Genomic DNA, 13,514 nt, shown 5'->3' on the forward strand with positions numbered 1-13,514 from the left:
TCCAGCGGGCTAGTTCGCTTCGTCGCCCTGCTGGTATACGTCGGGGATGCCATCCTTGTCGTCGTCACGGGTCTCTTGCTCGTGCAGGACCTTGTAGCGGCGGTTGCGCGGAATCAGCCACAGGGCGCCGAGGATCGCGGCAAGGAACGATCCGGCGAGGATCGCTACCTTGGCGTGCTCGTAGTGCGCGGACTCCAGCCCGAAGGACAGTTCGGAAACCAGCAGGGAAACAGTGAAACCGATGCCTGCCAGCAGCGTGACGCCCAAGAGATCGCCCCAGCGGGCATCCTTGTCCAGCGAGGCCTTGGTGAATTTGGTCACTACCCAGGTCGAGCCCATGATGCCAATCGGCTTGCCGAGCACCAGACCCAGCACGATGCCCCAGAACACCGGATCGGTGAGCAAGCCGCCGCTGCCCTGCTCCGGGGAAATGACAGTCACGCCAGCGGCGAAGAAGGCGAAGATGGGGATGCAGAAGCCGGAGGACAGCGGCCGGAAACGGTGCTCGAATTGTTCGGCCAGGCCGATGCCTTCGCGGCCATCGGTGCGCTTGACCGGGACGCAGAAGCCCAGAATCACACCGGCGATGGTGGCATGGATGCCGGAGCCGAAGACGAAGATCCAGGTGATGATGCCCAGAGGCAACAGGATGACCCACGCGGCCCACGCCCGCTTGGCGAAGAACTTGCCAAGGGAACGGGCAAGCACCGTGAACAGGATGATGGGGATCAGCGACAGGCCCAGGTAGGACAGGTTCAGATCGTCGGTGAACACGACGGCGATGATGACAATGGCAATCAGGTCATCGACGACGGCCAGGGTCAGCAGGAAGATGCGCAGCGCCGCGGGAAGCGCCGAGCCGATCACCGCGAGCACCGCCACGGCGAAGGCAATGTCGGTTGCGGTCGGAATGGCCCAGCCGCGCAGCAGCTCGCCGCCACCGGACATGGATGCGATGGCGACGAAGATCAACGCCGGCACCAGCACGCCGCCGAAAGCGGCGGCGACCGGAACGGCCGCAGTCTTCACATTGCGCAGATCGCCAATGACGAATTCTTTCTTCAGCTCCAGGCCGGTCAGGAAGAAGAACACCGCCAGCAGCGCATCGGCGGCCCAGTGGCCGACGGACAGATTCAGGTCCACGCCGAACAGGGTTGGGCCGAAGTGGAAATCACGCAGTGCGAAATAGGAGTCGCGCAGCGGGGTGTTGGCCCAGACCAGGGCCAGCAGGGCGCCGGCGATGAGAACCATGCCGCCGACGGTTTCCTTGCGCAGGATGTCGCCGATACGGACTGATTCGTTATAGCTGGGGCGCGAAAACAGGTTCTTGCCGGAACCCGAAGACGGAGTTTGGCTCATGCGTTTAACTCGCTTACTTCGTTAAATGAATATTTCTCGCCGACCAGACTTCCCGGCACACCTGCATTCAACACTAGCGCGAACAGTGCTCCAGAGCACAAATCCCCCGACGTATTGCGAGATATCGCACGTCCGGGGACTGAGGTGTTGCGTAACTATTCGCTAGGCCTGCTTCGAGAGCCAGGCTTCGACCTGGGCAGCCTGCAGATTCAGTGCCTTGCCCAGGTATGGCTCAGCGGCCGAAGCCAGCTTGCCGCCGATGAACGGAATCGAGGAAGAAACCTTGGCATCGATGGAGAATTCGGAGGTTTCGCCCTGCGCCGTGAGCTGCTCGGTGCCGCTGACGTTCACCGGAACGCCGGCAACAGAGATCTTCACGGTGGCCGAGCGGTTGCCGGCGGCATCAGGGGCGGTCCACTCATCGACCTGGGTGATCTCGATGGTTGCGCCAACGAACTTGCGGGCGATATCCGGGACGCGATCGGTGGGGACCGAACGAACGGTGGTCACGGTGAAGGCGCCGGCGGTGTCGCCGTTCACGGAGAAGTCGGTCAGGGAACCGTTGGCCACCTTGGTCAGGTGCTCGGCAAAGCCGCGATCGCTGAGTGTTGCGATGACCTGGTCTGCAGGGTGGGCGATCTGAGTGCTTGCGTTCAATGCCATGAAAGCTAATCCCAATCTGGAAATCTAAGTGGCCGGGCAGCAAAAGTGCAGGCCCGGCGACGGACAGTATTAACCCTATCCGCAAAGGCGCATTGGGTAGGCTAGGACTGCACCCAAAACAACATATTGACGTTTCGGCCGTGGATAATCATCGACGGCCGGCGCTCGTGGTGTCATATCGGCGCACCGCCGCACGAAAGCACCGAGCCAAGCGTCTGCATGAGAGGACCCGAACCCCCATGAGCCTAAGCGGACTTCATGATTTCCTGCGCGAAGAACCTTCCTTCAGGCGCATTGGGCAAAGCGCCGCTCATGACTACCATGCACGCAGCGAAGAACTGGAAATCGCCGCCCCGCAGGGCATGCGCCCCATCCTCTCGGCGCACATCAGCCAGGCACTGAGCCGCAGCGAGCATCCGGGCGTGACGCTGATCGTCACCGCGACCGGCCGCGAGGCGGAAGAGGTCTCCAGCTCCCTGGGCGCCTTCCTCCCGGCAGGGCAAATCGCCGAATTCCCTTCGTGGGAAACCCTGCCCCATGAACGCCTTTCGCCACGCAGCGATACCGTGGGCCGCCGGCTGGAAGTGCTGCGCCGGCTGCACGACCGGGACGAGAACCTGAATATCATCATCGCGCCAATCCGTGCTGTGCTGCAGCCCTTGGTCGCAGGCCTGGGCGAACTGCGCCCGGTGGTGCTGGAACTGGACGCCGAGCCGGGATTCGACAACGTCATCAAGGACCTGGCGGCCGCCGCCTACGCCCGCGTGGACATGGTGACGCACCGCGGCGAGTTCGCTGTGCGCGGTGGCATCATTGACGTTTTCCCTCCGACGCTGGACCATCCGGTACGCATCGACTTCTTCGGCGACCAGATCGACTCGATGCGCTACTTCGCCATCGCAGACCAGCGCTCCACCGATGACCCCGGGCCTACGCGGATCATCGCCACGCCCTGCCGCGAAATGCTCATCACCCCGCAGGTGATGAGCCGGGCCGCGAACCTGAAGAACCAGTTCCCGGCCGCCCAGGAAATGCTCACCAAGATTGCCGGCGGCATCGCCGTGGAAGGCATGGAATCCCTGGCTCCGCTGCTGGTGGACAAGATGGTGCCGCTGCTCTCGCTGCTGCCCGAATCCTCCATCGCGCTGGTCATGGAACCAGAGCGGGTGCGCGCCCGAGCCCAGGACCTGAATGCCACCAACGCCGAGTTCCTGGCAGCCGCGTGGGCCTCGGCCTCGGATGGGGCCAGCGCCCCGCTGGATCTGGCCACCGCCGGGTCTGAACGCAAGCTGGCCACCGGCGACTTCGCCTCGCTGGCCGAAACGGTGGAGCACGCACGCGCCGCCAAGGTCTCCTGGTGGGCCATCACCTCACTGGGCGCCGATGAAGAACTGGATCTGGGTGCCGCGACCATCCGCGTGCCGGCCCGCGAACCGCACGGCTACCAAGGCGACATCGAAGCGATGATGGAATTCATTGCCGGGCGGGTCAAGGACCAATGGCGCTTTGTCGTGGCGACCGAGGGACCGGGCCCGGCTGCCCGCCTCTCCGAGCTCTTTGCCGAATTCAAGATCCCAGCGCACCGCGTGGATGACCTGTCCGCCGAGCCAACCGCCGGTCTGATCGAGATCACCCAGGCCACCGCCGGCCGAGGGTTCGTCTTCGAGGAGCTCAAGCTGGGCCTGCTCACCGAAGCAGACCTGCTGGGCCGCTCCAGCGCCTACCCTAACCGCAAGGGCCGCAAGCTCACCGTCAAGCGCAAGCGCAATGCGGTTGACCCGCTGAGCCTGGAAGCGGGGGACTTCATCGTCCACGAGCAGCACGGCATCGGCAAGTTCGTTGAGCTCATGGCCCGCAAGGTCAACGGCTCGGGCAAGGACGCCAAGCGCGAATACCTCGTGGTGGAATACGCCTCCTCCAAGCGCGGCGCGCCGGGGGACCGGCTCTTCGTCCCGATGGACCAGCTGCATATGGTCACCCGGTATGTCGGCGGCGAAGCGCCGACCCTGTCCAAGATGGGCGGCTCGGACTGGGCCAGCACCAAATCCAAGGCGCGCAAGGCGGTCAAGGAGATCGCCGGCGACCTGATCAAGTTGTACTCGGCTCGCATGGCCAGCCGCGGCCACGCTTTCGCCCAGGACACCCCGTGGCAGAACGAGCTGGAGGAAGCCTTCGCCTTCATCGAGACTCCGGATCAGCTCACCGCCATCAACGAGGTGAAGTCCGATATGGAGAAGGAAATCCCGATGGACCGGCTGATCTCCGGCGACGTGGGCTTCGGCAAAACCGAGATTGCGGTGCGCGCCGCGTTCAAGGCGGTCCAGGACTCCAAGCAGGTGGCCGTGCTGGTGCCTACCACGCTGCTGGCCTCCCAGCACTACCAGACCTTCACCGAACGCTACTCCGGGTTCCCGGTGCGCGTGAAGACGCTCTCGCGCTTCCAGACTGCCAAGGAATCCAAGGAGATCCTGGCCGGGCTGAAGGACGGCAGTGTGGATATCGTCATCGGCACCCACCGCCTGCTGAGCAAGAACGTGGAATTCAAGAATCTGGGCCTGGTGATCATCGACGAGGAACAGCGTTTCGGCGTGGAGCACAAGGAAGAGCTCAAGAAGATGCGCACGAACGTGGACGTGCTGGCGATGAGCGCCACCCCGATCCCGCGCACCTTGGAGATGTCGCTGACCGGCATCCGCGAAACCTCCACCCTGGCCACCCCGCCAGAAGAACGGCACCCGGTGCTGACCTATGTAGGTCCGCGCAGCGACAAGCAGATTTCCGCTGCCATCAAGCGCGAGCTGATGCGCGATGGCCAGGTGTTCTTCGTGCACAACCGGGTCAGCTCCATTGAACGGGTGGCGGCCGAACTGCGCGAACTGGCTCCCGAAGCCCGCGTGGAGGTGGCCCACGGCAAGATGAGCGAATCAAGGCTTGAACGGATCATCCAGGACTTCTGGGAAAAGAAATTCGATGTGCTGGTCTCCACCACCATTATCGAAACGGGCCTGGACATTTCCAACGCGAACACGCTGATCGTCGACCGGGCGAACAACTACGGCTTGTCCCAGCTGCACCAGCTGCGCGGCCGCGTGGGCCGCGGCCGCGAGCGCGCCTACGCCTACTTCCTATGGGATGCGGAGAAGCCGCTGGGCGAGATCGCGCTGGAGCGGCTGAAGGCTGTGGCCGCGCACAACGAGCTGGGTTCGGGCTACCAGCTGGCCATGAAGGACCTGGAACTGCGTGGAGCCGGCAACCTGCTCGGCGGCGAGCAGTCCGGGCATATCGCCGGGGTGGGCTTTGACTTGTACCTGCGCCTGGTCGGCGAGGCCGTGGCCGATTACAAGGGGGAGGGCGAGGAAGAAGCCACCGAAATGAAGATCGACCTGCCGGTCAATGCCCACCTGCCGCACGATTACGTGCCAGGCGAGCGGTTGCGCCTGGAAGCCTACCGGAACATTGCGCAGGCCGAGACCGATGAGGCGCTCGCCGAGGTCCGTGATGAGCTGGTGGACCGCTATGGCAAGCTGCCGGTTCCGGTGGAGAACCTGATGCGGGTGGCGGCCCTGCGCATCCGTGCGCGTGCCGTGGGACTGCATGATATCCAGCAGATCGGCAACCACATCAAGCTGGCCCCGGCAAAGATCGAGGACCTGCCTGCTTCGCGCCAGGTGCGCTTGGAACGCCTGTACCCGGGGGCTGCGAACAAGCCGGCGCTGAATTCGATCTTCATTCCGAAGCCGAAGACCTCGCCAATCGGCGGCAGGGATCTGGCCGACGGGGAGATCCTTGAATGGGCAGAGAAGCTGCTCTACGCGATCTTCGAGCCGACCCCGGCAGCGAAGGACTGATGCGGCGGTCGCTGACCGCGTGGGCCAGGATCCTGCCGTTTCCGGCAGGCCCCTGGCCCATGCCTGCTAGCGCTGTTCTGCGCCAGCGGGCGCGCCCAGTTCGGCGGCGTAGCCGTTGATGGCCCGTGTGTAGAGCGAGGCACGGCGCGCTATGGCGCTGAGCGCCAGCTGCAGGGCTTCGATGGGCTGCCCGGCATCGTGCAGCGCCAGAGCCAGGAATGCCTGGGCGTCGGTGAAGATCGGTGAGCCGGATGGGATCTGCCGCAACAGCTCAATGGATTGCGTGCACTGCCCGAGGTTGCGCAGCGTGCTGGCCAACTGGAGCAGCGCTTCATCATGCTGCGGCGCGTCCAGCCCGGCGTCCAGCGCTGCCCGGTAGGGGCCAACCGCCTGTTCTTCTTCGCCTAGATAGTCGTGCAGGGAAGCGATTTCGAAGAGCACCCGCGGATCCTGCTTATCCCTGTCCTGCACTAGGCCTGCCAGCTCGGTGCGCAGCTGTTCCGGGCGTTTTCCTCCGGCCGAGTTCCAGAACTTTTCAACGCGTTGGTCCCATGATTCCATCCGGCCAGTCTAGGCCAAGGAAATGCGATTAAACGCCAAGAGAGGGAAACCCGGAGTCGGGTTTCCCTCTCTTGGAAAGCTCTAGCTAGTTCTGGTGGGCGTTAGCCGCGGCAACCAGATCCTCAGCCTTCTCCGCACGACCCATCAGGTGCATCGGGATGGCGAAGGCCAAGAACATCAGAGCAAAGCTGACCAGGGTCGGCAACCAGGCAACCTCAAGGGTCCAGTAGCCCAAGGTGTAGACGCCAGCCGCGAACAATACGAAGAAGATCACGAAGTTGACGATATTGCCGACAAGGCGGCCTTCACCTGAATGGGCAGTGTTCTTGCCGTTCGAGTACACTTTTTCTCCTTGGGAAACAGATGGGGCGAATTCCTAGTAGCTGGAACCGCTTTGCTCTCCTTCTAGGATAGCAACTCCTGAGCTAGAACCTAGCCGGGTTGCGCCGGCTGCAATCATTGCCCGCGCGGTTTCAACGCTGCGCACGCCGCCCGAGGCCTTGACGCCCATGTCCGGGCCGACGGTCTTGCGCATCAGCGCCACATCTTCAACGGTTGCGCCACCGGTGGAGAAACCGGTGGATGTCTTGACGAAATCGGCGCCGGCGGCCTTGGCAGCCTCGCAGGCCAGGACCTTGGCTTCTTCGGTGAGCAGGCAGGTTTCGATGATGACCTTCAAGATGGCCCCGCCTTCATGCGCAGCCTGCGCAATGGCGAAGATCTCGTTCACCAGGGCGTCTCGGTCGCCACGCAGGGCGGCAGCGACGTCGATGACCATATCGATTTCGTTGGCGCCGTCGGCAACAGCGTGCTTGGTTTCGAATACCTTGGTATCGGTGGCCGAAGCACCCAGCGGGAAGCCGATGACCGAGCAGGTCAGCACGTCCGAGCCTTCCAGCTCACGCGAAACGGTGGAAACCCACAAAGGGTTGACGCAAACCGACTTGAAGCCGTACTGCTTGGCTTCGTCGCAGATCTGCACCACCTGTTCGCGGGAAGCATTCTGGGCCAACAGGGTGTGGTCGATGTAGCTGGCGATCTCGCGGGCGCTTAATTCAGTCATCTTTTCCTCTAGCAATAAAGATTTCAATCATTTCAAATGAAGGTCTCGAAGGGGTAAGCCTAGTTGGCATTCAGGTAAGCTGCCAATTCTTCCTTGATGGCCTGGACCTTCGCGGTGGCGCGCTGGCGGGCTTCGGGGACTTCGGCCGGATCATCGACCGGTTCAATGGTTTCCAAGTAGCACTTGAGTTTCGGTTCCGTTCCCGAGGGGCGGACGATCACGCGAGAACCGCAGAACGTATGCAGAACCATGGCGTTGGTCGCCGGCAGCTTCTCGGTGCCTTGGGACAGGTCGGTGACCTCGGAAACCTCGGAGCCGCCCAGGGTTGCCGGAGCGTCGTTGCGGATCTTGTCCATGAGCGCGGGGATCTGCGCCAGATCGGTGAAGCGCAGGGAGAGCTGGTCGGTGACGTGCACGCCGTGCTTGGCCGCCAGCTCATCGAGGCGGCCGGCAATGGTGCTTCCGGCTGCTTTCAATTGGGCAGCCAGGTCAGCCAGGACGATGCCAGCTGAGATTCCGTCCTTGTCGCGCACCAGATCCGGGGCCACGCAGTAGCCCAAGGCTTCTTCGTAGCCGAAGCCGAGGTCCTCAACGCGGGAAATCCACTTGAAACCGGTCAAGGTTTCCTCGTGCTCGCGTCCGGCATCCTTGGCGATGGCTGCCAGCATGCGCGAGGACACGATGGAATTGGCCAGTTTCTTGCCCTCCGGCAAGGTCTTGGAAACCTGGTCTCCGAGCAACCAGCCGACCTCGTCGCCGCGCAGCATCCGCCAGCTGCCGTTATCGAGGATCGCCGCCGCACAGCGGTCGGCATCCGGGTCATTGGCAATCACCAGATCTGCGCCCACCGTGCGGGCCAGCTCGAGCGACAGGTCGATGGCCCCGGGCTCTTCGGGGTTGGGGAACTTCACGGTAGGGAAGAGCGGATCCGGGTGCTCCTGCTCGGCAACCATGTGCACGTCGGTGAATCCGGCGTTCAGCAGGGCTTGGCGCATGGTGTGGCCGCCCACGCCATGCATGGCCGAAACCACGATCCGCAGATTCTTGCGTACCGAGTCCTGCGGCTGGCCAGCGTCGATAATCGGGCGGATGGAAGCCAGGTAGGCTGCTTCGATGTCGCCTTCTGCGCCGGCTGCGGGGAGCACTTTCCAGCCGTTTTCGGCGCGCGGGATCTGCGCCACCGGCTGGCCGTAGTCGATCAGCGAAGCGATCTGCGCATCGATCGGGGAGACGATTTGGGCTCCGCGACCCGACTCATCGGTGATCTTCCCGCCGACATAGACCTTGTAGCCGTTGTCCCGCGGAGGGTTGTGGCTGGCCGTCACCATGACACCGGCTTCGGCACTGAATTCGCGCACGGCCCAAGCCAGCACCGGGGCGGGCAGTGCCGAAGGCATCAGCAGCACCTCGAACCCGGCCGCGGCGAAGACGCCGGCCGAATCCTTGGCGAAGACATCCGAATTGAACCGGGCATCGAATCCGATGACCACCTTGGGCGTGTACTCGCCATTGGCCTTCTCGGCCAGGAAGCGGGCGATGCCCGCCGCGGTGCGCATGACCACCACGCGGTTCATGCGCATCGGGCCGGCACCCAATTCGGCGCGCAGTCCGGCGGTGCCGAATTCCAGCACGCCGCTGAAGCGGTCGGAAATGTCCTCGAAGGCCAGCGCGTCGCCGTCGTTGACGCGCTGGATCAGCAGTTGCAGTTCTTCCTGCGTTTGCGAATCGGGATCCTGGGCCGCCCATTGGCCCGCCGCGTCAAGCAACTGGATTTTCTGCGTGTGGTTCACTGATTTCCCTTCAAAGGACACTGACTGCTTGCTGTGCGCTAAGTACGCGAGGCCTAGAGCTTCGCGATGATCTGCGCCAGCAACTTGGAGATGCGCGGACCGGCTGCCTGGCCGGCTTCGATGACTTCCTCGTGGCTCAGCGGAACCGGGCTGATGCCGGCTGCCAGGTTGGTCACCAGGGACATGCCGAAGATCTCCATGCCTGCGTGGCGGGCCGCGATGGCTTCCAACGCGGTGGACATGCCGACCAGATCCGCGCCGATGGTCTTGGCGTACTGCACTTCGGCAGGGGTTTCGTAGTGCGGGCCGGTGAACTGCGCGTACACGCCCTGATCCAGTGTCGGATCAACGGAGAGCGCAATTTCGCGCAGGCGCGAGGAGTACAAGTCGGTCAGGTCGACAAAGGTCGCGCCCTCGAGTGGGGAGGTGGCCGTCAGGTTGATGTGATCCGAGATCATTACCGGGGTGCCCGGATTCCAGTCTGGATTCAGGCCGCCGCAGCCGTTGGTGAGCACCAGCTGCTCGCAGCCGGCAGCCGCCGCGGTGCGGATCGGGTGGACTACCGCGCGGACGCCGCGTCCCTCGTAGTAGTGGGTGCGGGCACCCAGGACCAGTACCCGTTTGCCGGTGGAGGTCAGGATCGAGGAGATGCTGCCCTTGTGGCCGGGTACGGCCGGGGCATGGAAGCCTGGAATTTCGGTGGCATCCAGGGTGTGGGTGGTTTCGCCGATGAGTTCGGCGGCCTGGCCCCAACCGGAGCCCAGGACCAGCGCGATGTCGTGTTTTGCGACGCCGGTCTGTTCGGCGATTGCCTGGGCAGCCTGCGCTGCCAGGACCTGTGGGTCATTTTGCATATCAGTCACGGGAAATACGCTACCGCTAGCGGGGCGCTTTGTCAGGTGAAACTAGTGCTTCAGAATCAAAATCACGTTCCGGGATTGTGCTTCGATGTGCGCAATTACCCGGCATGGTGAACAATGGTGATTGTGAGCGCAGATCGTAGGAATGAAGCAACCCGTTTAGTTATTCTCGGCGGAGGACCAGGCGGCTACGAAGCCGCCATGGGCGCAGCCCAGTTGGGTGCCAATGTCACCGTCGTGGAACGTGCAGGCATGGGCGGTTCGGCGGTGCTGACCGACGTCGTGCCTTCCAAGACCCTGATTGCCACAGCGGATGCGGTGCGCCGCGTGAAGCACGCGGAAACCTTTGGAGTTCACGTTGACGGACTCGACTCGGCCGTCACCGACTTCTCGGTGGTGAACCACCGACTGCTGGACCTTGCCAAGGAGCAGTCCTCGGATATCCGCACCACCCTTGAACGCGCCGGCGTGCGCATCGTGATCGGCGAAGGTCGCCTGCTCGACGACCACACGGTTGCGGTATCGCACCCAGATGGTTCCGAGCAGGAAATCGAAGCGGACGCCATGCTGATTGCCGTGGGTGCCCACCCGCGCGAACTGCCTACCGCCAAGCCCGATGGCGAGCGGATCTTCAACTGGACCCAGATCTACAACATGAACGAGGTGCCTGAGCACCTGATCGTTGTCGGTTCTGGCGTGACCGGTGCCGAGTTCGCTTCGGCCTACAACTTGCTCGGGGCCAAGGTCACGCTGGTTTCCTCGCGCGACCGCGTGCTGCCCGGCGAGGATGCGGACGCAGCGGGCGTGCTGGAAGACGCCTTCAAGGAAAACGGCGTGAATGTTGTTTCCCAGGCCCGCGCCGAAGGCGTGGAGCGCCAGGGAGACAAGGTGCTGGTTACCTTGGCTGACGGACGCGTGCTCGAAGGCAGCCACTGCCTGGTTGCCGTGGGCGGCATCCCTAATACCGCCAACCTGGGTCTGGAAGAAGCCGGCGTGCAGCTGACCGACTCGGGGCACATCAAGGTGGATGGCGTTTCGCGCACCACCGCAACCAACATCTACGCAACCGGCGACTGCACTGGCGTATTCGCCTTGGCTTCGGTGGCAGCCATGCAGGGACGCATCGCCGTGGCGCACCTGCTTGGCGACTCGGTCAAGCCGTTGAATCTGGATCTCGTGGCGTCCAACGTCTTCACCTCCCCGGAAATCGCTACCGTGGGTGTTACCCAGCGTGCGGTGGCTGAGGGCAAGTACCAGGCCAACATCATCAAGGTTGACCTGAACACCAACGCCCGCGCCAAGATGATGAACGTGGACCAGGGCTTCGTGAAAATCGTTTCCCGCAAGGGCTCGGGCACCGTCATCGGCGGTGTCGTGGTTGCACCGCGCGCGAGCGAGCTGATCTACTCACTGGCACTGGCAGTCCAGAACAGCCTGCACGTTGACGACGTGGCTGAAACTTTCACCGTGTACCCGTCGCTGTCGGGTTCGCTGGCTGAAGCGGCTCGCCGCCTGCACCGCCATCGGTAGGTCCTGAAGAGCTTTTCCAGGCGGCATCTGTCCTTTATTGGGGCAGATGCCGCCTCTGGCATTTAACGATGCTGAACCTGTCGGAGAACGCCAGCGAAGTCCTGAAACGCGACATGTTTTCCCAACATCCGTAATACAAGATGTTGTGACTCCATTCACTTTGGCGAACGACTCTGATATAAGTGTAAAAACTGTTTTCTCAGGTCACGTCTCAATATGTGGAAATGCATATTCGCGCTAGTAGGCCTGCGATTTGCCGATCGTGGTTCAGATTCCATTAAGCATGTGTCCAAATAATGGACATCAATATCCGAATACTGGTCACTGAGGTTTACGATTATGACAGCAAAATTGTATATCTCACTCGTACTTTCACTCTAAGGAGCAGCCTCACATGTCGCAGGCTAACCAAGCAGTGGCGCCGAAGGAAAACACCCGCGGTCGCGTGCTGTTCGCCAGCATGATTGGCACCACTGTCGAATTCTTCGACTTCTATGCCTACGCCACCGCGTCGGTTCTCGTTTTCCCAGCCCTGTTCTTCCCCAACGCTTCCACCATCAACGCGATCCTTTCCTCGTTTGCGATCTTCGGTGTGGCATTCGTGGCTCGTCCGCTGGGTTCGATTATCTTCGGCCACTACGGCGACAAGCTCGGCCGCAAGGGCACGCTGGTAGCCTCGCTGCTGCTGATGGGTATCGCTACCTTCCTGATCGGCTTCCTGCCGCCTGCTGCCGGACACTGGACCGTATTGGCTCCGACCGCACTGGTGCTGCTGCGCTTCGCCCAAGGCCTGGCGCTGGGCGGCGAATGGTCCGGTGCGGCGCTGCTGGCAACCGAGAATGCTCCGAAGAACAAGCGCGCCATCTACGGCACGTTCCCTCAGCTGGGCGCCCCAATCGGCTTCATCATTGCAAACCTGATGTTCGTGGCCCTGCAGACCTTTTGCACTGCAGAACAGTTCATGGCCTGGGGTTGGCGCGTTCCGTTCTACTTCTCGGCAGTTATGGTGATCATTGGCCTGTGGGTACGCCTGAAGCTGGTCGAATCCTCCTCCTTCCAGAAGGTTCTGGACCAGAAGAAGGTCGTAAAGTCGCCATTCGCGGTGACCATGAAGAAGCACTGGCGGCCAACCTTGGCAGGTACCTTCATCATGCTGGCAACCTACGTGCTGTTCTACCTGATGACCTCCTTCACCCTGACCTACGGCACCCAGCCAGCCAGCGTCGAGCAGGCGACGGCTGCCGCTGAAGCCAAGGGCAAGACCTTTGACGCAACCGGCTTCGTTCCAGGCCTGGGCATTGAACGCCCAACCTTCTTGACCATGCTGATCATCGGCGTTGTCTTCTTCGGCATCTTCACCGTGGTTTCGGGCCCGTTGGCTGAGAAGTTCGGCCGCCGCAAGTTCCTGATCTGGGTCACCTCGGGCATCCTGGTCTTCGGACTGGCATGGACCTTGTTCTTCGGACCAGGCCAGGGCGCTGCCATGGCCGGTCTGATCATCGGGTTCACCCTGATGGGCCTGACCTTCGGCCCGATGGCCGCCTACCTGCCAGAGCTGTTCCCTTCGAACGTTCGCTACACCGGCTCGGCCGTTGCCTACAACCTGTCCTCGGTGATCGGCGCGGCCCCTGCCTCCTTCGTGGCTGTGGCCCTGTGGAAGGCCGGTGCCGGCAACACCTTGGGTGTTGGCCTGTACCTGGCGCTTGGTGCGGTACTGACCCTGGTTGCGCTGTTCATGACTCGCGACACCTCGGACATGGACATGGAAGAATGGGTCGAGTAATTCGACAGCTTTGCTGAGTGAACGGCTCGGCGAATCATCTGGCAATGATGATTCGCC

The 13,514-nt window shown here is 62.5% G+C and carries 10 protein-coding genes; 3 read left to right on the top strand and 7 right to left on the bottom strand.

Features of this window, described 5'->3' with window-relative positions:
- Positions 1-9 precede the first annotated feature (9 nt).
- Both nhaA and ANI01nite_RS15935 read right to left on the bottom strand, forming a co-directional pair.
- Positions 10-1,359, bottom strand: coding sequence for a Na+/H+ antiporter NhaA (gene nhaA / locus ANI01nite_RS15930; protein WP_170214674.1), 1,350 nt, complete (start codon positions 1,357-1,359; stop codon positions 10-12).
- 162 nt (positions 1,360-1,521) lie between these two features.
- Positions 1,522-2,022 carry a DUF2505 domain-containing protein gene (locus ANI01nite_RS15935; RefSeq protein WP_141359180.1) on the bottom strand — a complete coding sequence of 167 codons (501 nt, stop codon included), beginning with the start codon at positions 2,020-2,022 and terminating at the stop codon, positions 1,522-1,524.
- Positions 2,023-2,261: 239 nt separating this feature from the next.
- On the opposite strand from ANI01nite_RS15935, the gene mfd reads away from it, so the two are divergent.
- Positions 2,262-5,870 carry a transcription-repair coupling factor gene (gene mfd, locus ANI01nite_RS15940; RefSeq protein ID WP_141359182.1) on the top strand — a complete coding sequence of 1,203 codons (3,609 nt, stop codon included), beginning with the start codon at positions 2,262-2,264 and terminating at the stop codon, positions 5,868-5,870.
- 66 nt (positions 5,871-5,936) lie between these two features.
- Here mfd and ANI01nite_RS15945 read toward each other — a convergent pair whose 3' ends face one another.
- The 5 genes from ANI01nite_RS15945 to ANI01nite_RS15965 all read right to left on the bottom strand — a co-directional run bounded on the left by ANI01nite_RS15945 (position 5,937) and on the right by ANI01nite_RS15965 (position 10,138).
- Complete coding sequence (locus ANI01nite_RS15945) at positions 5,937-6,431, bottom strand: tetratricopeptide repeat protein (protein ID WP_141359183.1); 495 nt, start codon at positions 6,429-6,431, stop codon at positions 5,937-5,939.
- 85 nt (positions 6,432-6,516) lie between these two features.
- Entirely contained in the window at positions 6,517-6,774 is a 258-nt protein-coding gene (locus ANI01nite_RS15950; RefSeq protein ID WP_141359185.1) for a hypothetical protein, read from the bottom strand.
- A gap of 33 nt (positions 6,775-6,807) precedes the next feature.
- A complete protein-coding gene (gene deoC, locus ANI01nite_RS15955; RefSeq protein ID WP_141359188.1) occupies positions 6,808-7,494 on the bottom strand; it encodes a deoxyribose-phosphate aldolase in 687 nt (228 codons plus the stop codon).
- A gap of 59 nt (positions 7,495-7,553) precedes the next feature.
- On the bottom strand, positions 7,554-9,284 hold the full coding sequence (locus ANI01nite_RS15960) for a phospho-sugar mutase (RefSeq protein WP_141359190.1): 1,731 nt from the start codon (positions 9,282-9,284) through the stop codon (positions 7,554-7,556).
- 53 nt (positions 9,285-9,337) lie between these two features.
- Positions 9,338-10,138, bottom strand: coding sequence for a purine-nucleoside phosphorylase (locus tag ANI01nite_RS15965; protein WP_038989844.1), 801 nt, complete (start codon positions 10,136-10,138; stop codon positions 9,338-9,340).
- Positions 10,139-10,261: 123 nt separating this feature from the next.
- Between ANI01nite_RS15965 and ANI01nite_RS15970 the strand changes: the two genes are divergently transcribed.
- On the top strand, positions 10,262-11,674 hold the full coding sequence (locus ANI01nite_RS15970) for an NAD(P)H-quinone dehydrogenase (protein WP_073706651.1): 1,413 nt from the start codon (positions 10,262-10,264) through the stop codon (positions 11,672-11,674).
- A 394-nt stretch (positions 11,675-12,068) separates the two neighbouring features.
- Positions 12,069-13,457 carry an MFS transporter gene (locus tag ANI01nite_RS15975; RefSeq protein WP_038989839.1) on the top strand — a complete coding sequence of 463 codons (1,389 nt, stop codon included), beginning with the start codon at positions 12,069-12,071 and terminating at the stop codon, positions 13,455-13,457.
- Positions 13,458-13,514: the final 57 nt, after the last annotated feature.

The organism is Glutamicibacter nicotianae, assembly GCF_006539525.1.
In the GTDB taxonomy this organism is placed as follows: Bacteria; Actinomycetota; Actinomycetes; order Actinomycetales; family Micrococcaceae; genus Glutamicibacter; species Glutamicibacter nicotianae.

What these genes read in the sequence shown, in the direction of transcription:
- nhaA (WP_170214674.1), bottom strand. Translation starts at nt 1,359, where the DNA reads ATGAGCCAAACTCCGTCTTCGGGTTCCGGCAAGAACCTGTTTTCGCGC.
- ANI01nite_RS15935 (WP_141359180.1), bottom strand. Translation starts at nt 2,022, where the DNA reads ATGGCATTGAACGCAAGCACTCAGATCGCCCACCCTGCAGACCAGGTC.
- mfd (WP_141359182.1), top strand. Translation starts at nt 2,262, where the DNA reads ATGAGCCTAAGCGGACTTCATGATTTCCTGCGCGAAGAACCTTCCTTC.
- ANI01nite_RS15945 (WP_141359183.1), bottom strand. Translation starts at nt 6,431, where the DNA reads ATGGAATCATGGGACCAACGCGTTGAAAAGTTCTGGAACTCGGCCGGA.
- deoC (WP_141359188.1), bottom strand. Translation starts at nt 7,494, where the DNA reads ATGACTGAATTAAGCGCCCGCGAGATCGCCAGCTACATCGACCACACC.
- ANI01nite_RS15965 (WP_038989844.1), bottom strand. Translation starts at nt 10,138, where the DNA reads ATGCAAAATGACCCACAGGTCCTGGCAGCGCAGGCTGCCCAGGCAATC.
- ANI01nite_RS15970 (WP_073706651.1), top strand. Translation starts at nt 10,262, where the DNA reads ATGGTGATTGTGAGCGCAGATCGTAGGAATGAAGCAACCCGTTTAGTT.
- ANI01nite_RS15975 (WP_038989839.1), top strand. Translation starts at nt 12,069, where the DNA reads ATGTCGCAGGCTAACCAAGCAGTGGCGCCGAAGGAAAACACCCGCGGT.